Consider the following 19,504-nt stretch of genomic DNA (forward strand, 5'->3'; position numbering starts at 1 on the left):
GTGGGCGGCGTGTCCGTCAGGCGGTCGGGCGCGGCCGGGGGGCGTGTCCGGTGAGCCAGGCCCGGGTGTCGGCGGAGTAGGTGCCGGCGATCACGAGGAAGGCCAGGACGATGCCGACGGCCCCGGTGGGTGGCAGCCCGTCCAGGAGGGCGACGACGACGGTGACGATGCCGTTGAGCACGACGACGATCTCGACGACGAGCACGGGCGTGCGGGCCCAGGTGCGGCGTCGGGCGAGGCCGATCGCGCCGGCCGCGAGGACGGGCGCGGCCACGAGCGAGAGCGCGGCGGCCACGGCGACGAGGGTCGCGTCGCGGCCGTGCTCCGCCTCGTCGGCGGCGAGCACGGCGAAGAGGACACCCCCGCCCAGGTTGGTGACCACCTGGAACCAGAGGATGACGAGGGCGGCGGTCAGGGCGCGCGGACGGCGGGGGCTGCTCTGTGCCGAGTCGTGGGTCATGCCGGCGACGGTAGGGCGGCCGGGCCGGGACCCCTCCCCGGCTATCGTGGGCCCCATGCGCGTTCTCGTCTCCGGTGGGGCCGGCTACATCGGCTCGCACACCGTCCTTGCCCTGGTAGCGGCCGGTCACGACGTCCTGGTGGTCGACGACTTCTCCAACTCCAAGCCCACGGTCCAGGGCCGCCTGGAGGCGATCGCGGGACGTGCGATCCCCTTCCACGCGTTCGACCTGACCGACGTCGACAAGACCGAGCGGCTGTTCGCGCACGAGCAGATCGACGCGGTCGTCCACTTCGCCGGGTTCAAGGCGGTGGGGGAGTCGGTCACCAAGCCCCTGGAGTACTACCGCAACAACCTGGACTCGACGTTCGCGCTCGCGGCGGCGATGGCGAAGCACGGGGTGACGCGGCTGGTGTTCTCGTCGTCGGCCACCGTGTACGGCGAGAAGGCGCCCGTGCCCTACCAGGAGGACTACGAGCACCTGTCGTCCTCGTCGCCGTACGGGCAGACGAAGGTGATGATCGAGCGCGTGCTGTCGGACGTCGCGCACATCTCCGAGGGCTGGAAGGTGGCGCTGCTGCGCTACTTCAACCCGGTCGGGGCGCACGAGAGCGGTGACATCGGTGAGGACCCGCAGGGTGTGCCGAACAACCTGATGCCGTTCATCGCGCAGGTCGCGGTCGGCCGGCGGGAGAAGCTGACGGTGTTCGGCGGCGACTACCCGACCGCGGACGGCACGGCCGAGCGCGACTACCTGCACGTCACCGACCTGGCGGCGGGGCACGTGGCGGCCCTGGAGCACCTGGACGACATGGCGGAGCCGGCGCGGGCGTTCAACCTGGGTACCGGCACGGGTACGTCGGTGCTGCAGCTGCTCAAGGCGTTCGAGCGTGCGGTGGGCCGTGAGCTGCCCTATGAGATCGGGCCGCGCCGCTCGGGCGACCTGCCGGCGTTCTGGGCCGACCCCACGCGGGCGCACACGGAGCTCGGCTGGCGCGCGACCAAGACCATCGACGACATGTGCGCCGACACCTGGCGGTGGCAGTCGAGGAACCCGCAGGGCTTCCCGGACGCCTGACCGCCGGGGTCGGCGGGGCCCGCGGGTCAGACGACGGGGTTGCCGATCGGGGGTGTCTCCAGCCGGTCGAAGTCGAGCTGGGGCACGTCCGCCTCGCCGGCCCGGTGCCGGGCGCGGGCCGGGGTGGCCGCCGAACCGGACGGCGGTCCCTCCGGCAGCTCCTCGGGCGGGCCCTGCCGGGGCGTGCGGTCCACGGGGGCGGCGTGCGCCTCCTCGAAGGCCCGCACGATCGACCACGGCAGCCGGATGTAGCCCTCGACGTCGAACCCGTTGGCGATGGCCCACGCCCGCATCTGCGCGGGGGTGGCGCGGTTGCGCCCGTCCGTCGGCTTCTTGGCCCCGGACTCGTCGACCAGCTTGGGGAACTCGACCGGGGTCGCCTCCACGATCGGCTCGATGACGGCGTCGCGGGGGCAGCCCAGCGTGTCCGCCACGCGCCACAGCTCCTGCCGGGCCTCCAGGTGGTACCGGTCCGCCTCGATCGCCTGGTGCACGAGCGTGTCGAAGAACCGGTGCCGCACGTCGGAGGCCGCCTCCGGCGTCAGCCGGTACAGCGGCGCGATGTCGGCCAGGTGCGCCGACGTCTCGGGCGTCAGGCGGCCGTCGTGCAGCATCTCGGCGATCAGGGCCAGGTACCCGTGGGTGTGCACGTCGGCGACCACGGCGATGGCGTCGGCCAGCGGCTGCCCGGCGAGCGTCGTCAGGATGCCCGGGCCGCGGCGTCCCGGCCACGGGCGGGCGGGTCCCGCGGCCCGCCCGGGCCCCTCCGGCCACGGGTACACCCAGGCCCGCAGCGTGACCTGGAGCAGCTCCGGCAGGTCGGGCACACCGCTCGCGCTCTGCACGAACCGGCCGAGCAGGCCCGCCACGGCGCGGGCCTCGTTGACCGGGGTGGAGTTGGGCGGGATCCCGCCGCCCACCATCGCGACCCCGGCCGCGGTGCAGCAGTCCGAGAGCCGGCGGTGCTTCAGGCCCGGCAGGTAGTGGTAGCTGGCGTCGATCATCGAGAGCTGGGCGAACGGCGGCAGGTCCCACCCCAGGTGGGCCAGCTCGGCCCGCAGCACCTCCACGCCGAGGCGGCCGTTGTGCGTGACGATCGCCAGCTGCGACAGGCGCTCGCGCAGGGTGGCGGCGACGTCGGCCAGCGCGATCCACGCGCCGTCCGGGTGCAGCACCGCCGACCACTCGTCGACGACCACGCCCTGCTCGTCGACGCGCACGACGGCGATCTCGCGCAGCCGCGAGCGGGCCACCTCGATGCCGGTGACCCGTGTCGACACCGCTGCGTACGCCGGCTTGCCTACGCGTCCATCCCTCGCCATGCGCGTCCTTCCTCGACAGCCGTGCGGCGGGTGGCGCGACGACGCGCCACAGGGTGCCATCAGTGCGAGAGTCCTGAAAGTGGAGATCGTACGAATATGTCGGATTCTGTGAAAATCACTACCAAAGATAGCGGACCGCCCCCCGATTATTAACACTTGTCATGGGTGTTTGGCCACCGTCTGGAGCGGGTCAAAAGGGGAGGTCATGGTGCTGTCGAAGATCTCGGTCATGGACTGGCGGGCGATAGCCGCGCTCGGATTCGCTCTTCCGTACGTCGCGCTGGTGGTGCTGGGGGACCGGTTCGGGTGGCTCCAGGCGCCCGCCTCGGAGGCGCTGACCAGCCCGATCACCATCGTGACACTGGGCTGTCTGCTGGCCGGAGCGGCCCTGGCGCTGGCCCCGGCGCTGCAGGGCGGCAGCTATCCGGTGCTCAACATCCTGGTCGGCGCGGCGCTGCTCGGAGGCTTCGCCTGGGCGGTGCTGGTGCTGGCCCAGGCGCGGTACGGATGCGACCCGCTGAACCTCTTGCCCGGCTGCGGGTGATCTTTGGAAAGTTTGCACCTGCATGCATTCCGGCGCGTCCGGAAGAATGCGGACATGCTGCACGACGACGCCGGCGGCGTGGCACGACGCACCGCCGGCCACCGGACCGCGAGCCGTGAGCTGGTCACCCTCGGGACGGCCAGCCAGGTGCCCACCCGCACGCGCAACCACAACGGGTACGCCCTGTTCTGGGACGACGACGTGATCCTGTTCGACCCCGGCGAGGGCACCCAGCGGCAGATGCTGTACGCGGGGGTCTCCGCGAGCGCCCTGACCCGGATCGCCCTGACCCACCTGCACGGGGACCACAGCCTCGGGCTGGCGGGCGTGGTCCAGCGGATCAGTCTCGACGCGGTGCCGCAGACCGTGCCGGTGACGTTCCCGGAGTCCGGCAGGCGGTGGGTGGAGGCCCTGTGCGACGCGACGGCGTACTACCACCAGGAGCGGCTGGTGCTGCAGGGGCTAACCCGGGACGGCGTCGTGCCCCGGGTGCCCGGTGAGCTGCACGGGCCCACGGTGTTGAGCACGGCCCGCCTGGACCACTCGCTGGAGGCCTACGGGTACCGGCTGGACGAGCCCGACGGGCGGCGCATGGACCCGGCCCGGCTGGCGGCGGCCGGCGTCGCCGGGCCCGACGTCGGCCGCCTGGTCCGGGAGGGCGAACTGCGGACAGCTGGCGGCACGGTGCGCGTCGAGGACGTCAGCGACCCTCGGCCCGGTCAGTCCTTCGCGTTCGTGATGGACACGCGGCTGTGCGACGCGGTGTGGTCGCTGGCCGAGGGCGTGGACATGCTGGTGATCGAGTCGACGTTCCTGGACCGGGACCAGGGCCTCGCACGCGACCACGGGCACCTGACCGCGCTGCAGGCCGCGACCGTGGCCGCGCAGAGCGGGGTGCGCAGCCTGGTGCTGACCCACTTCTCGCAGCGCTACCCGGACCCGTCGGAGTTCGAGCGCGAGGCGCGGACGGTGTTCGACGACGAGCTCACGGTCGCTGCCGACCTCGACCGCGTCCCGCTGCCGCGCCGCCGGTGAGCACCGGGCGGGTTCACGGTGGTGGCCGGCGGTCCCGGGTGGGCAGTTCTCCCCGTTGACCTGCCCCGGGACCCCCACGACGATTCCCGTCATGAGCAACCCGGCGAACCGCACGGCCTGGGACGGCGCCGTGAACCTGCGCGACCTCGGCGGCCTGCCGCTGGAGGACGGCGGCGTCACCGCGCACGGTCGCGTCTGGCGGTCCGGGGCGCCCGAGCCGATCACGGCAGCGGGCTGGGCACGAGCCGTCGCGGACGGGCTCACCACCGTGGTCGACCTGCGCAACCCCGCCGAGATCAAGCAGGCCCGCGACCTGATGCCCTCGGCGATGCCTGCCGCGGTCGTCGTGCGCAGCACGCCGACGGAAGACATGGGCGACCCGCACTTCCTGGCCGCCTGCGGGCCGTGGCTGGACCACCCGCGGTCCTACGCGCCCACGACCGCGATGTACCCGCACCTGGTTGGGCGGGCGTTGCGCGCGGTCGCGGACGCCGAGGGGCCGGTGCTGGTGCACTGCTCGGCGGGCCGCGACCGCACCGGCATGGTCGCTGCGATGCTGCTGGTGCTCGCGGGCGTCGAGCACCAGGCCATCGCCGCGGACTACGAGGGCGCGTTCCGGGGCACCAGCCACCGCGGGGGCGGCGTGGCCTACGACGTCGAGCGGGGCGCCTGGGTGCAGCACCCGGGCGAGACGTGGACGCCGCAGCAGATGGACGCGCGCGTCCGCGAGCGCCGGGCCGCGCTGCTGGAGTGGCTGGCCGACCTGGACCCGGTGGCGTACCTGCGGTACGCGGGCCTGGACGAGGGGCGGATCAGGGGGCTGCGGGAGCGTCTGCGCTGAGCGGTGCGGGCACCAGCCGCAGGGTCATGAAGGTGCTGTGCGGGTCGGGGACGTAGGCGCCGAACGGGCCGCACTCGGTGAACCCGTGCCGGGCGTACAGGCGGCGGGCGGGCGCGAAGTAGTCCTGGGTGCCGGTCTCGAGGCTGACCCGGTGGTAGGCGCGGCGGCGGGCCTCGGCGAGGATCGTGGTCAGCACGGCGGAGGCGACGCCCCGGCCGCGGGCGGTGGTGGCGGTGCGCATGGACTTGATCTCGCCGTGCGGCACGTCGCCGGCCCCGCTGAGCTCGCTGAGCGCGCCGCAGCCCAGCAGGACGCCGTCGTCGTCGCGGGCCGTCCAGAAGGTGACGGTGGCCGCGAGCAGGGCCGTGTGGTCCAGGGCGTGCACGCTCTCGGCGGGGGAGGTGGCGTACATGTCGGTGAGGTGCTCGTCCAGGAGGCGGCGGACGTCGTCGCGGGCGGGGGTGTCGAGGGCGATGCGCACGGCACCATCGTGCCCGCCCGGTCACGATCGCGTCCCGGACGGGTGCCCCGTGTGGCGCGCGTCACGTCCCGACGGTAGGAATCTCCTCGTGCGCGGACGCCGGGTCCGCGGCGGACCGGCCCGGTGCGGCCGGCGGACCGAGGAGAACCACGATGTCGTTGCCCAGCCCCAGCTACACGATCACCCTGCGCGTGGAGGTGGCCGCCTCGCAGCGTGCCACGAGCTCGGTGGTAGCGGCCGTGGCGGACGCCGGGGCGGCGGTCATGGGCGTGGACATCGCCCACTCGACGTCGCACGGGCTGGTCGTGGACGTCACGTGCGACACGGTCGACGCGGAGCACGGTGAGCGGGTCGTGGCGGCGGTGAACGCCCTCGAGGGCACCGAGGTGCTCAAGTCGAGCGACTCGACGTTCCTGATGCACCTGGGCGGCAAGATCGAGGTGACGAACAAGGTGCCGCTGCGGACGCGCCGGGACCTGTCGCGTGCGTACACGCCCGGTGTGGCGCGCGTGTGCCTGGCCATCGCGGACAACCCCGCGGACGCCCGCCGGCTGACCATCAAGCGCAACACGGTGGCCGTGGTCACCGACGGGACGGCGGTGCTGGGCCTGGGCGACATCGGCCCGGCGGCGGCGCTGCCCGTGATGGAGGGCAAGGCGGCCCTGTTCAAGGAGTTCGGCGGCGTGGACGCCTGGCCGGTGTGCCTGGACACCACCGACACCGACGAGATCGTGCGGATCGTGAAGGCGATCGCGCCCGTCTACGGGGGCGTCAACCTGGAGGACATCGCGGCGCCGCGCTGCTTCGAGATCGAGACGCGCCTGCGGGCCGAGCTCGACATCCCCGTGTTCCACGACGACCAGCACGGCACCGCGATCGTGGTGCTGGCGGCCCTGGTCAACGCCCTGAAGGTGGTCGGCAAGGACCTCGCGGAGGTGCGGATCGTCGTGTCGGGCGTGGGCGCGGCCGGCAACGCGATCATCCGGCTGCTCAAGGCCCAGGGTGCACGGCACGTCGTCGCGTTCGGCCGCGACGGCGCCCTGCACCCGGGCGTGGCGACCGACGACCCGCACCGCCGCTGGCTCGTCGACAACACCAACACCGACGGCTTCTCCGGCACGCTGCAGGAGGGCCTCAAGGGCGCCGACGTGTTCATCGGGGTCTCCGCGGGCGGCATCCTGACGGGCGCGGACGTGGCCCAGATGGCGAAGGACGCGATCGTGTTCGCGCTGGCCAACCCGACGCCGGAGGTCGACCCGCTGGAGGCAGCGCAGACGGCCGCCGTGGTGGCCACGGGGCGCAGCGACCACCCCAACCAGATCAACAACGTGCTGGCCTTCCCCGGCCTGTTCCGGGGGCTGCTGGACACCGGAGCCCGGGACATCACCACCGAGCTGCTGCGGGTCGCGGCGCTCGCGATCGCGGACGTCGTGGCGCCGGAGGAGCTCAACAGCGCGTACATCGTCCCGGGCGTGTTCGACCACCGGGTCGCCGACGCCGTCGCGGACGCGGTACGCGCTCAGGCGTAGGCGACCGGGGCGGCGTCGGCGGGCGGGATCAGCCCAGCATCCCGTCGAGCGTGGCGTTCACGGCGCCGCTGACCAGAGCGGCGGCACCGAGGACCATCACGAGCAGGGCGCCGGTAGAGGCCACCAGGGGGATCCACCAGCGCACGGGCTCGGTCGCCGTGGTGAAGACCGGACCGTTGTCGGCGCGGTCGAGAAAGGGGTCGTTCGTGCTCACACTGTTTCTCACACCCTCATAGACGTCCGGGACGGCGAAAACGATGCCGGTACGGGATAACGTTTCGGGAACGGTCACGCCCGGCGGGACGGCGGCACCACCGCGGAGAGTTGAGGTCAGCGTGAAGCACATCGGTTTCCTGTCCTTCGGTCACTGGACGCCGCACCCCACCTCGGCGACCCGCTCGGCGTCGGACGCCCTGCTGCAGTCGATCGACCTGGCCGTGGCGGCCGAGGAGCTGGGCGCGGACGGCGCCTACTTCCGTGTGCACCACTTCGCCCGCCAGCTCGCCTCCCCGTTCCCGCTGCTGGCCGCGATCGGCGCCCGCACCAGCCGCATCGAGATCGGCACCGGCGTGATCGACATGCGCTACGAGAACCCCCTGTACATGGCCGAGGACGCCGGCGCCGCCGACCTCATCTCGGGCGGCCGCCTGCAGCTCGGCATCAGCCGCGGGTCACCCGAGCAGGTCGTGGAGGGCTACCGGTACTTCGGGCACGAGCCCGCCCCCACCGACGACGGCGGCGCCACCATGGCCCGCGAGCACACCGCCCGCTTCCTGGAGGTGCTCGACGGCGAGGGGTTCGCCCAGCCCAGCCCCCGCCCCATGTTCCCCAACCCGCCCGGGCTCCTGCGCGTCGAACCGCACTCCGAGGGGCTACGCCGCCGCATCTGGTGGGGCGCCGGGTCCCGCGCGACCGCGGAGTGGACCGCCACCCGGGGCATGAACCTCATGTCCTCCACGCTCCTGACCGAGGACACCGGCATCCCGTTCCACCGGCTGCAGGCCGAGCAGATCCAGCGGTTCCGCGACGCCTGGGCCGCCGCGGGCCACGAGCACACCCCGCGGGTCTCGGTCAGCCGCAGCATCTTCCCGATCACCGACGAGCGCGACCGCCGCTACTTCGGCACCGAGGTGTACAGCGAGGACCAGGTGGGCCACCTCGACACCGGCCGCGCCCGGTTCGGCAAGACCTACGCCGGCGAGCCCGACGCCCTCGTGGAGGACCTGCGCGGCGACGAGGCGATCCAGGCCGCCGACACCCTCCTGCTCACCGTGCCCAACCAGCTCGGCGTCGACTACAACGCCCACGTCGTCGAGAACGTCCTGACCCACGTGGCACCCGCCCTCGGCTGGCGCTGACCCACGGCCGGGCCCACCGGCGCCTTCGCGCGTGTACGGTAGCCAACGATCCACCAGAACGGAGTAATTGATGGCCAGGCCGAGCTCGCTGCACGACTACGCCACCCACGCCCCGAGCGTCCTGGGCATCGACGTCGAGGCGAGCATCCTGCTGCGCCAGTACGGCGCTGACATCAGCGCAGCGAGCAGCACTCCCGCCGCTGCTCGCTGCGACCGGGTCGAGGCGCTCGCGGGCGACGGTCCATGCATCGACGCGATGGACGAGCTGCGTGTCCGGGTCGTGACCGACGTGGCCGCGGAACAGAGCTGGCACGCCTGGCGGACGCAGGCGGTCGACGAAGGTTTCGCCACAGCGATCGCGGTGCCCGGCGAGGTCGGGGGGAGTGCAGTGATCGCGCTGAACCTGTACTCGCGCGACGCCTCACCCTGGGACGCCCGGGCGCTCGCGGCCGCCGAGTCGTACACGCAGCTGGTCGCTGCCGCGGTGCGCCTGCACCTGGAGGTCGCGGAGCTGGAGGACCGGGCCACGGGCCTGTACCGCACCATGTCCGACGAGGTCGCGATCCAGCGAGCCGTGGGCACCATCATGGCGACGAACGACTGCTCGGCCCAGGAAGCCGCCCGCATCCTCGACAGCGCCGCGGCGACCCGGGGTGTGAGCCGTCGCGAGGTCGCCGAGACGATCCTGCGGACCCTGGCCAGCGAGGAGTCCTGATTCACGGCGGCGCCCTGCGAGTGACTCGCGCGATGCGACAATAGCGGCGAGGAGGGCATCACGACGTCATGGACAATGCCGAGATCCTGGCGCTTCTCGCGCAGACTCTGGCGCGGGGGCAGACCGGGCACCAACCAGAGCAACCACTCGCTGCACGCCTGTGCGACGCCTGCACGGAGATCCTCGGCGCGCAGGCAGGGATGATGAGCCTGTCGTCGGCGAGCGAACGCCTGACGATGCGCATCGCCGAACCCGCCTTCGCGCAGATCGAGGACCTCCAGGCCGTGCTCGGCGAGGGGCCCGCGCTCCTCGCGTTCGCCGAGGGGCGCACCGTGGTGACGCACCTCGGCGCGACGGCGGACCTGTCGACAGAGCTGACCGCCGACGTGGCGGCCGACGGCGCGGGCCGGTCCGGGTCGCGCCAGGCCGACGCGTCCGCGTTTCCGATGTTCACGGCGATGGCCGCGGCGATCGAAGGCGCCGTCAGCGTGTACGCGGTCCCGATGCGGCCCCTGGGCCGGGTGATCGGTGTGCTGACCCTCTACCTGCGGGGCGACGTCCGCGGGGGACGCCTGGCCCGTTCGCTCGAGGAGGCGGAGTTCCTGGCCGACGCGGCAGGAGCCGCCCTGCTGGGGGATCCCGACACGTTCGACGTCGGCACCCAGCCCTGGTGGCCGCAGCGCGCCCGGGTGCACCAGGCGACGGGTGTCGTCACCGCGCAGCTCGGGATCCCGCCCGCCGACGCCCTGGCGGTCCTGCGGGCTCACGCCTTCGGCCGCGCGTCGTCCCTGGAATCGGTCGTCGACGACATCCTGGACCGTACGCTGACGTTCTCCCATGACGGGACCGACCCTGGCACGGGAGGTATCGTCACCGACCAGGACCCACGAACTGAGGAGCCATGACACCCCGCGATCCCGCCGACACGCTGGCGACGACGATGTCCGTGCTCCTGCGCGACCACGACGTGACCGGGCTGCTGTACCGCGTCGTCCGGGACGCGACGCGCCTCACCGGGTCCGACGCGGCCGGGCTGCTCGTGCGGGGACCGTCCGGGGGGCCGGAGCTCCTGAGCGCGACGTCGCACGCCGCCGCCGAGCTGGAGCTGCACCAGTCACAGGTGGAGGAAGGCCCCTGCGTCGACGTGCTGGCCACCGGCGCGCCCATCGAGGTGGCCGGAGCCGACACCCTGCTCGAGCGGTGGCCCACCGTGGGCCGCCTCGCGGTCGCGGCCGGCTTCCGTTCGGTGCACGCCTACCCGCTGACCTGGCGAGGCACGGTGCTGGGCGGGCTGAACCTCTTCTGCCGCGACGAGCACCTGCACACCGACGAGCAGTCGGCCACCGCACGGACCCTCGCCGACATGGCAGCCCTCGTGCTGGTCCAGCCCGAGCACCTCGACGAGACCACCCTCGCCGACCGGGTCGCCACGGCCCTGGCCGGGCGCGTGATCATCGAGCAGGCCAAGGGCGTGCTCGCCTTCCAGGACGGCGTCAGCACCGAGACCGCCTACACCACGCTCGTCGAGCGTGCGGACAGGGACGGTGGGTCCCTGTCCGCGACGGCCGACTTCATCGTGCGCGGCGCCCACGACGACTGAGCGGGACCCTCACGCGGCGCAGGGCGTGCCGGGCCGGGCAGGCGCCATCGACGTCGCCGCCCCGGCACCCACACCCGCCGGCACCACGGCCGGCGCCCGCCGTGCCAGCTCCCGGACCTGGTCCAGGGCCCGCGCACGCGACAGCACGTGCACGTCCGACCACGGCCCGCGGGCGCCGTCAGCGACCGCCGTCAGCCGCGGACGCTGCACCGTCCACCGCTCCCAGTGCCGCACGAACTGCTGGGGCCGCACCACGCGGCCCCGGTCGAGCTGCCCGTCCAGGGCGTCGGTCAGGGAGACGTCGACCGCGACCAGCACCGGCTCCCAGCCCCGCGCCCGCGCCAGCAGACCCAGGGCACGCCGCCGCACCGGCCGCGTGGCCGTGTCGTGCACCAGCAGAGGCACCGACGTGCGCGGACCGCGCACCACCCGCGCCACCGTCTCCACGGCGTGCAGGCCGTGGACGGCCCACCGGTAGGCGCCGTACGGCACCCACGAGGGCAGCCGGCAGGCGATCCGCCGCCGGTGACGGTCCGGGTCCAGCACGACGCTGCGCGGCACGTCGCGCCCGACCTGGTCCAGCAGGGTGCTCTTGCCCGCCCCGGGGACGCCGCCGACCACGATCATCCGTGGTCCGACCGCCCTCGGGGCGACGGGGTGCGGGGTGCCGGCCTCCTCGGCACCCGGTTCATCAGGTAGGTCAGGGGAGACCGCCCGCAGACGGGCGCCGCGCTCGGCAGCGGGCACGGCGCTCGGCGCGTAGGGACGTAGGGCGGGTGTCGTCACGTGGTCCTCCTCGCATAGGTGGGCCGGGTGAGCAGCATCGCGCGAGCCGGTCCAGGATCACCGGGAACGCCCTGTGCGGGCGCTGGGCGGGTCACCGACCGGAAGCCGACCAAGGGTCCGGCACGAAGGCCGAGGACAGAGCGGGTAGGGGAGAACGACCCTGGTCTGAAAACTTCGGACAAATGCTCATTCCGCTCTGTGGAACGCGCGAAACGGTCGCATTGTTCCCGCTCAGCGACCCGAACCTGGGACAAAGCCGCCCCGCCGTGGCACCATCTGCCCCGTGAGCACCACCCCGGCCAGTGCCCCGGCGAGCACCGCTCAGGACGCTCGCCTGCGCGACCTCACCCTGCTGCGCCGCGTCCGGGACCGCATGGACCGCGACTACACCCAGCCCCTGGACGTCGCGGCGCTCGCGGCGGGGGTGCACATGTCGGCCGGTCACCTGTCGCGCCTGTTCAAGGCCGCCTACGGTGAGTCGCCGTACAGCTACCTGATGACGCGGCGCATCGAGCGCGCCATGATGCTGCTGCGCCGGGGCGACCTGAGCGTCACGGAGGTCTGCTTCGCGGTGGGCTGCTCGTCGCTGGGCACGTTCAGCACCCGGTTCGCCGAGCTGGTCGGGGTGCCGCCGAGCGTGTACCGGGCGGATCCGACGCTGGAGGGCCAGGTGCTCGACACGGCCGGGTTGCCGGCCTGCATCGCCAAGCAGGTGACACGGCCGGTGCGTGAGCCGGTGCGTGAGTCGGTCAGGAATCGAGAAGCGCGCACCGGGGCACCGGATCTAGCGTGAGCGTCATGAGCACAGACCAGACCAGTTCTCCGACGGTCACCGTCCATCAGACGTTCCTGCCGCACAGCGACCCGGAGGCCTCGCTCGCGTTCTACCGGGACGCGCTGGGCTTCGAGGTGCTGCTGGACGTGGGGCAGGGCAGCATGCGCTGGATCACGGTCGGCCCGGAGGGCGGGGACACCTCGATCGTCCTGACGCCGCCGGGTGCCGACCCGGGCGTCACCGACGAGGAGCGCAGGACCGTGGCCGAGATGATGGCCAAGGGCACCTACGCCGCCGTGATCCTGGGCAGCTCGGACGTGGACGCCACGTTCGAGCGGGTGCAGGCCGCCGGCGCCGAGGTCATGCAGGAGCCGATCGACCAGCCGTACGGGTTCCGGGACTGCGCGTTCCGTGACCCGGCGGGCAACACCGTGAGGATCAAGCAGCTGTGACGCACCCGGCCGACGAGCACGACATGATCCGGGTGCGTGGCGCCCGGGAGAACAACCTGCACGACGTGAGCCTGGAGATCCCCAAGCGGCGGCTGACGGTGTTCACCGGGGTGTCCGGCTCCGGCAAGAGCTCGCTGGTGTTCGCGACGATCGCCGCGGAGTCGCAGCGCATGATCAACGAGACCTACAGCGCGTTCGTGCAGGGCATGATGCCGTCGCTGGCGCGGCCGGACGTGGACGAGCTCGAGGGGCTGACCACGGCGATCGTCGTGGGCCAGGAGCGGCTGGGCGCCAACCCGCGCTCCACGCTGGGCACCGTGACCGACACCAACGCGCTGCTGCGCCTGCTGTTCAGCCGGCTGGGCACGCCGTCGGCCGGCCCCGCGGTGGCGTACTCGTTCAACGTCCCGGCACGCACCGCCAGCGGCGTGATGACGTCGTCCACAGGCGAGAAGCAGATCGTGCGCGAGGCGGTGTACCACGGCGGCATGTGCCCGCGGTGCGAGGGCCGGGGCACCGTCTCCGACATCGACCTGAGCGAGCTGATCGACGAGGACAAGTCGCTCAACGAGGGCGCCATCACCGTGCCCGGGTACAAGGCGGGCGGCTGGTCGGTGCGGTTCTTCACCGAGTCGGGGTACCTGGACGGCGACAAGCCGGTGCGGGACTACACCGAGACCGAGCGGCACGACCTGCTGTACCGGGACGCGACCAAGCGCAAGATCGGCGGCGCCAACCTCACCTACGAGGGCCTGGTGCCGCAGGTGCGCCGGTCCGTGCTCAGCAAGGACCGGGACGCGCTGCAGCCGCACCTGCGCGCGTTCGTGGACCGTGCCGTCACGTTCGTCACCTGCCCGGACTGCGCCGGCACCCGGTTGGCCGAGGCGGCGCGCGCCTCGAAGGTCCGCGGCCTGAGCATCGCCGACGCGTGCGCCCTGCAGATCAGCGACCTGGCCGCCTGGGTGCGGGACCTGGACGAGCCGTCGGTGGCGCCGCTGGTACGCAGCCTGGGCACCCTGCTGGACAAGTTCGTCGAGATCGGCCTCGGCTACCTGTCCCTGGACCGCCCCTCGGGCACGCTGTCCGGGGGAGAGGCGCAGCGCACCAAGCTGATCAGCCACCTCGGCTCCGCGCTGACCGACGTCACCTACGTGTTCGACGAGCCGACCATCGGCCTGCACCCGCACGACGTGCGGCGCATGAACGACCTGCTGCTGCAGCTGCGCGACAAGGGCAACACGGTGCTCGTCGTCGAGCACAAGCCCGAGACCATCGCCATCGCCGACCACGTCGTCGACCTCGGCCCCGGCGCCGGCAGCGCGGGCGGCACCATCTGCTTCGAGGGCACGGTCGAGGACCTGCGCCGCAGCGACACCCTCACCGGCCGCCACCTCGGCGACCGCGCCCACCTCAAGGAGACCCCCCGCACCCGCACCGGCGCCCTCGAGATCCGTGGGGCGAGCACCCACAACCTGCGCGACGTCGACGTCGACATCCCCCTGGGCGTGCTGTGCGTGGTCACCGGTGTCGCCGGCTCCGGCAAGAGCTCCCTGATCCACGGCAGCCTCGCCGGGCGCGACGACGTCGTCGTCGTGGACCAGTCCGCGATCAAGGGGTCCCGGCGCTCCAACCCGGCCACCTACACGGGCCTGCTCGACCCCGTCCGCAAGGCGTTCGCCAAGGCCAACGGCGTCAAGCCCGCCCTGTTCAGCCCCAACTCCGAGGGCGCCTGCCCCACCTGCAACGGCGCCGGCGTCGTCTACACCCAGCTCGGCTTCATGGACACCGTCGCCACCACCTGCGAGGAGTGCGAGGGCCGACGCTTCCAGGCCGCCGTGCTCGAGTACCGCCTCGGGGACCAGGACATCGCCCAGGTCCTGGGCATGTCGGTCGCCCGCGCCGAGGAGTTCTTCGGCAGCGGCCCGGCCCGCACCCCGGCGGCCCACACCATCCTGCGGCGCCTGTCCGACGTCGGCCTCGGGTACCTCACCATCGGCCAGCCGCTGACCACCCTGTCCGGCGGCGAGCGCCAGCGCCTCAAGCTCGCCACCCACCTCGGGGAACCGGGCGGCGTCTACGTGCTCGACGAACCCACCGCAGGCCTGCACCTGGCCGACGTCGACAACCTGCTCGCCCTGCTGGACCGTCTCGTGGACGCCGGCAAGTCCGTCGTCGTCATCGAGCACCACCAGGCCGTCATGGCGCACGCCGACTGGATCGTCGACCTCGGGCCCGGGGCCGGGCACGACGGCGGCCGCGTCGTCTTCGAGGGCACACCCGCCGACCTCGTGGCCCGGCGGTCCACCGTCACGGGGGAGCACCTCGCCGACTACGTCGCCGACCGCGGCATCGACAGGGTGCCCGAGCGCGCGTCCCGCTGAGGCACGTCAGGCGACGTCCTGCCGCAGGACGTCGCCCAGCGTGCGCGGCTCCCGGCCCGTCAGCCGCAGCACCTCACCCGACACCACACCCCAGCGGTCCTCGCGCACCGACGCGAACATGCTCGCGTACGCATAGGTCCACCACGGGTCCTCGCCCGCCCCGGCCAGCTCCCGCGCCAGGGCGGGCGGCGGCACGTCCGTGTACCGCACCGGCCGCCCCGCGACCTCCGCCAGGACGGCGGCCACCGCGTCCAGGTCCAGCGCCACCGGACCGGTCAGGTCGTGATGCGTCCCGCTGGGCCCCGCGACCGCGAGCGCCGCCAGGCACCGCCCCACGTCGGCCCGGGACACCAGCGACACCCGCCCCCGCCCGGCCGGCACCCGCAGCTCGCCCGAACCCAGCGCAGGCCGCAGGAACGCCCCGAAGAACTCCGCGAACAGACCGGCACGCGCGAACGAGAACCCGCACCCGCTGTCCTCGAGCAGCCGCTCCGTCCACCCGTTGGTGAAGGCATAGCAGAACGGCGACGACACGTCGGCGTCCACCCCGCTGAGATACACCACGTGCCCCACGCCGGCGTCCACCACGGCCCGCACCACGTTCTGGTGGTGCACCATCATCCGCGCGGCCTCACCGTCGCTGGACACGAACACCAGCACCTCGACCCCCGCCAGCGCCGCCCGCAACGAGCCCGGGTCCTCGTAGTCGGCATACCGGACCACCACGGCGCTCGCGGCAGTGGGTACGGCAGTGGGTACGGCAGTGGCCACCGCTTCGGGGCGGCGGGCGAGCGCGACCACCTGGTGCGTGTCCTCGGCGGCCAGCAGGCGCACGACCTGGCTGCCCAGCGTGCCGGTCGAACCGGTGACGGCGATCCTCACGGCCGACAGGCTACCCGCGGGCCGGGGGAGCGGGGGATCAGGTGCCCGCGCGCACCAGGCCCGACTCGTAGGCCCGCACGACCATCTGGGTGCGGTCACGCAGGTCGAGCTTGTTCAGGATGCGCGACACGTGCGTCTTGACGGTCTGCTCCGCCAGGAACAGGTCCGTCGCGATCTCGGCGTTCGACCGGCCCGCGGCGACCAGCTTCATCACGTCCAGCTCCCGGTCGGTCAGCGACCGCACGGACGCGTCCGGCACCTGCGGGCGCGTCGGGCGTGCCGCGTAGTCCGCGATCAGCGCCCGCGTGATCTTCGGCGACAGCAGCGCCTCACCCTCCGCGACCACGCGCACCGCGTGCGTGAGCTCCTCGGGCGGGGAGTCCTTCAGCAGGAACCCGCTCGCCCCCGCCCGCAGCGCCGAGAACACGTACTCGTCCGCGTCGAACGTCGTCAGGATGATCACCTTCGGCACCACGCCCGGCATGCCCAGGACGGCGCGCGTCGCGTCCAGCCCGTTGACCTTCGGCATCCGGATGTCCATGAGCACCACGTCCGGGCGGGTCCGGCGCACCACCTCGACGATCCCGACCCCGTCGTCGGCAGTCCCCACCACGGTGATGCCCTCGTGGGCCTCCAGGAGCGCCGCGAAACCGGCACGGATCATCGACTGGTCGTCGACGACCAGCACGCGGATCGCGTCGGCGTCGGACTGTGGCACCCCCACAACCTAACCGACCCAGCCGGGTGCGACACGCACGTACCTCTCACGGGTGACGCGCCGCACCCACCCCACGGCATAACCTGCCCGTGATGGACCACCCACACCCCACCCGACGCCGCCGGCTGCGCTCGCTGCGCTCCCTGGCCCGGCTCGACCTGACCGCGTCCTCGATCGCCCGCCGCGAGGTGGTCTGGCTCTGGACCGTCGTCATCGTCGCCGCCGTGACCCTCGCCGCCGTCGGCTGGCCCGTGACCGCCACCGGCTACGACACGCACCCCGCCGCGGCCATGAGCCTCACCCTGCTGCACTGCTCCGCCGCGATCCTCGCCGTCCGCTGGCCCTGGGCCGGCCTCGGCGCCTCCGTCGCGGCAGCCCTCCCGCTCATGGTCGTCACCTCCCACGCCGACCCCGTCTGGCCGTGGCCCTGGCCCGTCACCGTGCTCCTGACGCACTGCCTCACCGTGCTCGTGCTCGCCCTGCGCCACCCCTGGTACTGGGCCGCCTCCCTCTGGCTCGCCGGCGCCATGCTCACCGTCCTGACCCCTGCCGCCCTGTCCCACCACCTCACCCAGGGCGGCGTCGCCAACGGCGTCGTCCTCGTCTCCCTCAGCGGCGGGATCGCGCTGGTCGGCGTCCTCATGCGCCTGTGGATCCTCAGCATCGTCCGCATGGAACAGGCCGAACGCCTCAGCGCCGCCGAGACCGGCCGCCGCCGCGAGCTCGAGGAACGCAACCGCATCGCCCGCGAGCTGCACGACGTCGTCGCCCACAGCATGTCCGTCATCACCGTCCAGGCCACCACCGCCCGCTACCGCCAGCCCGGCCTCGAACCCGGCGTCCAGCAGGAGTTCGAGGAGATCGCCACCTCCTCCCGCCGCGCCCTGGCCGAGATGCGCGGCCTGCTCGGCATCCTGCGCGGCCACGACACCGCCCCCACCGCACCCCTGCCCGGCCTGTCCGACATCCCCGAGCTCGTCGAGTCCACCCGCGCCTCCGGCATCGAGATCACCTACACCGGCACCACCGCCGTCGTCCCCGAGGCCGTCGGCCTCACCGCCTTCCGCGCCGTCCAGGAAGCCCTCTCCAACGCCCTGCGCCACGCCCCCGGCTCCACCGCGACCGTCGACCTCACCCTCACCGACGACGGCCACGACCTCGTCGTCCGCATCACCAACACCGCCCCCGCCCGCGACGACGAACCCACCCCCGGGGCCCGCCTCGGCCTGGCCGGCGTCCGCGAACGCGCCGCCGCCCTCGGCGGCACCGTCACCACCGGCCCCACCCCCGACGGCGGCTTCCAGCTCACCACCGTCCTGCCCGTCACCGAGGACGACCTCCCGCTCCCGTAGACCCGCGGAGGGGCTACTCACGTAGGGGGTCCGAATGGCTCCCGCGGGGGACGCGCCGCCCGAGACCACGTTCCTAGGTTGACGGCATGACGACGACCGAAGCACCCCCGCGGCCGGCCCGGCAACGACGCACGGCCCGCAACGCGCAGACCAACGACTACTTCGACCTCGTCGAGCGCGCCAACGCCGCGGGCCTCATGGGCCGCCGCGCCGGCTGGTACGTCGGCCGCACCGCCGTCGTCGCCGGCGCCCTGGCGCTCGCGTTCGTGCTGCTGCTGACGCTGGGGCAGACCTGGTGGCAGCTCGCGGTCGCCGCGTTCTTCGGCGTCGTGTTCACGCAGGCCGCCTTCCTGGCCCACGACGGCGGGCACATGCAGGTCTTCGCGAACGGCCGGCGCAACGAGTGGTTCTCGCGGATCATCGGCAACCTGGTGGTCGGGCTGAGCATCGGCTGGTGGAACCGCAAGCACAACCGGCACCACGGCCACCCGAACGTGATCGGCAAGGACGGCGACATCGACACCGGCGCGCTGGTGTTCGTGCCCGGCGAGGAGGTGGGCCGCACCGGCTTCCTGGGCTGGGTGACGCGCCGCCAGGGCTGGCTGTTCTTCCCCATGCTGGCACTGTTCGGCCCGGTGCTGCACGCCAACTCGGTGCAGACCCTCGCGACCGTCCCCGGCATCAAGCACCGCGTCTGGGAGAGCGTCCTGCTGGGGGTGCGGCTGATCGGGTTCCCGGTGCTCGTGGTGCTGACGCTCGGTCCCGCGCTGGGCCTGTCGTTCCTGGCCGTGCAGCTGGTCGTCTTCGGGGTGTACATGGGTGCGACGTTCGCCCCGAACCACAAGGGCATGCCGCTGCTGCCCAAGGACAACACGGTCGACTTCCTGCGCCGGCAGGTGCTCACCTCGCGCAACATCCGCGGCGGCCGGTTCGTGGAGTACGCGATGGGCGGCCTGAACTACCAGGTCGAGCACCACGTCTTCCCGCGGATGCCCAGCGTGAACCTCCGTCACGCCCGCCCCATCGTGCAGGCGTTCTGCGCCGAGAAGAACATCCCGTACACCGAGACGGGGCTGATGGAGTCGTACCAGATCATCGTCGAGTACCTGAACCGCGTGGGTCTCGGGTACGCGGACCCGATGGACTGCCCGATCGCGGCGCAGTACCGGTAGTCGCCCGGGTGGTGCGAGCGGCG

Annotated in this window: 21 protein-coding genes; 14 read left to right on the forward strand and 7 right to left on the reverse strand. The window is 72.9% G+C overall.

Features of this window, described 5'->3' with window-relative positions; translation table 11 throughout:
• Positions 1-16 precede the first annotated feature (16 nt).
• A complete protein-coding gene (locus APR03_RS13780) occupies positions 17-460 on the reverse strand; it encodes a hypothetical protein (protein WP_253836494.1) in 444 nt (147 codons plus the stop codon).
• Positions 461-515: 55 nt separating this feature from the next.
• On the opposite strand from APR03_RS13780, the gene galE reads away from it, so the two are divergent.
• On the forward strand, positions 516-1,538 hold the full coding sequence (gene galE, locus APR03_RS13785) for a UDP-glucose 4-epimerase GalE (protein ID WP_253836496.1): 1,023 nt from the start codon (positions 516-518) through the stop codon (positions 1,536-1,538).
• 26 nt (positions 1,539-1,564) lie between these two features.
• On the opposite strand, the gene APR03_RS13790 is transcribed toward galE, so the two are convergent.
• Positions 1,565-2,860 (reverse strand): 3'-5' exonuclease, encoded by a 1,296-nt coding sequence (locus APR03_RS13790; RefSeq protein ID WP_253836498.1) that lies wholly within the window; start codon positions 2,858-2,860, stop codon positions 1,565-1,567.
• A gap of 205 nt (positions 2,861-3,065) precedes the next feature.
• Here APR03_RS13790 and APR03_RS13795 point away from each other — a divergent pair, with 205 nt between their 5' ends.
• From APR03_RS13795 to APR03_RS13805, 3 genes are all read left to right on the forward strand, one after another.
• Entirely contained in the window at positions 3,066-3,404 is a 339-nt protein-coding gene (locus tag APR03_RS13795) for a hypothetical protein (RefSeq protein ID WP_253836501.1), read from the forward strand.
• Between the two features lie 54 nt (positions 3,405-3,458).
• Positions 3,459-4,439, forward strand: a complete 981-nt coding sequence (locus APR03_RS13800; RefSeq protein ID WP_253836503.1) for a ribonuclease Z — start codon at positions 3,459-3,461, stop codon at positions 4,437-4,439.
• Between the two features lie 91 nt (positions 4,440-4,530).
• Positions 4,531-5,280 (forward strand): tyrosine-protein phosphatase, encoded by a 750-nt coding sequence (locus APR03_RS13805; protein WP_253836505.1) that lies wholly within the window; start codon positions 4,531-4,533, stop codon positions 5,278-5,280.
• Here the strand turns inward: APR03_RS13805 and APR03_RS13810 are convergent.
• Positions 5,252-5,761: a GNAT family N-acetyltransferase gene (locus tag APR03_RS13810; protein ID WP_253836506.1), complete on the reverse strand. Its 510-nt coding sequence runs from the start codon at positions 5,759-5,761 to the stop codon at positions 5,252-5,254. The genes APR03_RS13805 and APR03_RS13810 overlap by 29 nt on opposite strands.
• 152 nt (positions 5,762-5,913) lie before the next feature.
• Here APR03_RS13810 and APR03_RS13815 point away from each other — a divergent pair, with 152 nt between their 5' ends.
• On the forward strand, positions 5,914-7,290 hold the full coding sequence (locus APR03_RS13815) for an NAD-dependent malic enzyme (protein WP_253836508.1): 1,377 nt from the start codon (positions 5,914-5,916) through the stop codon (positions 7,288-7,290).
• 28 nt (positions 7,291-7,318) lie between these two features.
• Here APR03_RS13815 and APR03_RS13820 read toward each other — a convergent pair whose 3' ends face one another.
• Complete coding sequence (locus APR03_RS13820; RefSeq protein WP_253836510.1) at positions 7,319-7,504, reverse strand: hypothetical protein; 186 nt, start codon at positions 7,502-7,504, stop codon at positions 7,319-7,321.
• 121 nt (positions 7,505-7,625) lie between these two features.
• Here APR03_RS13820 and APR03_RS13825 point away from each other — a divergent pair, with 121 nt between their 5' ends.
• From APR03_RS13825 to APR03_RS13840, 4 genes are all read left to right on the forward strand, one after another.
• On the forward strand, positions 7,626-8,648 hold the full coding sequence (locus tag APR03_RS13825; protein ID WP_253836511.1) for an LLM class flavin-dependent oxidoreductase: 1,023 nt from the start codon (positions 7,626-7,628) through the stop codon (positions 8,646-8,648).
• A 70-nt stretch (positions 8,649-8,718) separates the two neighbouring features.
• Positions 8,719-9,363 (forward strand): GAF and ANTAR domain-containing protein, encoded by a 645-nt coding sequence (locus tag APR03_RS13830; protein WP_253836513.1) that lies wholly within the window; start codon positions 8,719-8,721, stop codon positions 9,361-9,363.
• Between the two features lie 203 nt (positions 9,364-9,566).
• Positions 9,567-10,268: an ANTAR domain-containing protein gene (locus tag APR03_RS13835; RefSeq protein WP_253836515.1), complete on the forward strand. Its 702-nt coding sequence runs from the start codon at positions 9,567-9,569 to the stop codon at positions 10,266-10,268.
• The gene (locus APR03_RS13840; RefSeq protein ID WP_253836517.1) at positions 10,265-10,963 is read left to right on the forward strand and encodes a GAF and ANTAR domain-containing protein; all 699 of its coding nucleotides are present in this window, start codon (positions 10,265-10,267) and stop codon (positions 10,961-10,963) included. The genes APR03_RS13835 and APR03_RS13840 overlap by 4 nt, the downstream gene beginning before the upstream one ends.
• 9 nt (positions 10,964-10,972) lie before the next feature.
• Here APR03_RS13840 and APR03_RS13845 read toward each other — a convergent pair whose 3' ends face one another.
• Entirely contained in the window at positions 10,973-11,749 is a 777-nt protein-coding gene (locus APR03_RS13845; RefSeq protein WP_253836518.1) for an AAA family ATPase, read from the reverse strand.
• A 373-nt stretch (positions 11,750-12,122) separates the two neighbouring features.
• On the opposite strand from APR03_RS13845, the gene APR03_RS13850 reads away from it, so the two are divergent.
• From APR03_RS13850 to APR03_RS13860, 3 genes are read left to right on the forward strand one after another with little or no spacing between them, the layout of a single operon-like run.
• A complete protein-coding gene (locus APR03_RS13850) occupies positions 12,123-12,542 on the forward strand; it encodes a helix-turn-helix transcriptional regulator (protein ID WP_253836849.1) in 420 nt (139 codons plus the stop codon).
• A gap of 5 nt (positions 12,543-12,547) precedes the next feature.
• Positions 12,548-12,976 carry a VOC family protein gene (locus tag APR03_RS13855; RefSeq protein ID WP_253836519.1) on the forward strand — a complete coding sequence of 143 codons (429 nt, stop codon included), beginning with the start codon at positions 12,548-12,550 and terminating at the stop codon, positions 12,974-12,976.
• 23 nt (positions 12,977-12,999) lie between these two features.
• Positions 13,000-15,357, forward strand: coding sequence for an ATP-binding cassette domain-containing protein (locus APR03_RS13860; protein ID WP_253836851.1), 2,358 nt, complete (start codon positions 13,000-13,002; stop codon positions 15,355-15,357).
• A 6-nt stretch (positions 15,358-15,363) separates the two neighbouring features.
• Here the strand turns inward: APR03_RS13860 and APR03_RS13865 are convergent, their stop codons facing one another.
• Together APR03_RS13865 and APR03_RS13870 are read right to left on the reverse strand one after the other, a co-directional pair.
• Complete coding sequence (locus APR03_RS13865) at positions 15,364-16,239, reverse strand: NmrA family NAD(P)-binding protein (RefSeq protein WP_253836520.1); 876 nt, start codon at positions 16,237-16,239, stop codon at positions 15,364-15,366.
• 37 nt (positions 16,240-16,276) lie between these two features.
• Positions 16,277-16,957, reverse strand: coding sequence for a response regulator (locus tag APR03_RS13870; RefSeq protein WP_308216498.1), 681 nt, complete (start codon positions 16,955-16,957; stop codon positions 16,277-16,279).
• Positions 16,958-17,049: 92 nt separating this feature from the next.
• Between APR03_RS13870 and APR03_RS13875 the strand changes: the two genes are divergently transcribed.
• On the forward strand, positions 17,050-18,309 hold the full coding sequence (locus APR03_RS13875; protein WP_253836521.1) for a sensor histidine kinase: 1,260 nt from the start codon (positions 17,050-17,052) through the stop codon (positions 18,307-18,309).
• 86 nt (positions 18,310-18,395) lie between these two features.
• On the forward strand, positions 18,396-19,481 hold the full coding sequence (locus APR03_RS13880; protein ID WP_253836522.1) for a fatty acid desaturase family protein: 1,086 nt from the start codon (positions 18,396-18,398) through the stop codon (positions 19,479-19,481).
• Positions 19,482-19,504: the final 23 nt, after the last annotated feature.

It is taken from the genome of Promicromonospora thailandica (assembly GCF_024171955.1).
In the GTDB taxonomy this organism is placed as follows: domain Bacteria; phylum Actinomycetota; class Actinomycetes; order Actinomycetales; family Cellulomonadaceae; genus Promicromonospora; species Promicromonospora thailandica.

Bases quoted from the DNA above. Each gene is read 5' to 3' on its own strand.
- APR03_RS13780 (WP_253836494.1), bottom strand. From the start codon at position 460: ATGACCCACGACTCGGCACAGAGCAGCCCCCGCCGTCCGCGCGCCCTG.
- galE (WP_253836496.1), top strand. From the start codon at position 516: ATGCGCGTTCTCGTCTCCGGTGGGGCCGGCTACATCGGCTCGCACACC.
- APR03_RS13790 (WP_253836498.1), bottom strand. From the start codon at position 2,860: ATGGCGAGGGATGGACGCGTAGGCAAGCCGGCGTACGCAGCGGTGTCG.
- APR03_RS13795 (WP_253836501.1), top strand. From the start codon at position 3,066: ATGGTGCTGTCGAAGATCTCGGTCATGGACTGGCGGGCGATAGCCGCG.
- APR03_RS13800 (WP_253836503.1), top strand. From the start codon at position 3,459: ATGCTGCACGACGACGCCGGCGGCGTGGCACGACGCACCGCCGGCCAC.
- APR03_RS13805 (WP_253836505.1), top strand. From the start codon at position 4,531: ATGAGCAACCCGGCGAACCGCACGGCCTGGGACGGCGCCGTGAACCTG.
- APR03_RS13815 (WP_253836508.1), top strand. From the start codon at position 5,914: ATGTCGTTGCCCAGCCCCAGCTACACGATCACCCTGCGCGTGGAGGTG.
- APR03_RS13830 (WP_253836513.1), top strand. From the start codon at position 8,719: ATGGCCAGGCCGAGCTCGCTGCACGACTACGCCACCCACGCCCCGAGC.
- APR03_RS13835 (WP_253836515.1), top strand. From the start codon at position 9,567: ATGAGCCTGTCGTCGGCGAGCGAACGCCTGACGATGCGCATCGCCGAA.
- APR03_RS13840 (WP_253836517.1), top strand. From the start codon at position 10,265: ATGACACCCCGCGATCCCGCCGACACGCTGGCGACGACGATGTCCGTG.
- APR03_RS13850 (WP_253836849.1), top strand. From the start codon at position 12,123: ATGGACCGCGACTACACCCAGCCCCTGGACGTCGCGGCGCTCGCGGCG.
- APR03_RS13855 (WP_253836519.1), top strand. From the start codon at position 12,548: ATGAGCACAGACCAGACCAGTTCTCCGACGGTCACCGTCCATCAGACG.
- APR03_RS13860 (WP_253836851.1), top strand. From the start codon at position 13,000: ATGATCCGGGTGCGTGGCGCCCGGGAGAACAACCTGCACGACGTGAGC.
- APR03_RS13875 (WP_253836521.1), top strand. From the start codon at position 17,050: ATGGACCACCCACACCCCACCCGACGCCGCCGGCTGCGCTCGCTGCGC.
- APR03_RS13880 (WP_253836522.1), top strand. From the start codon at position 18,396: ATGACGACGACCGAAGCACCCCCGCGGCCGGCCCGGCAACGACGCACG.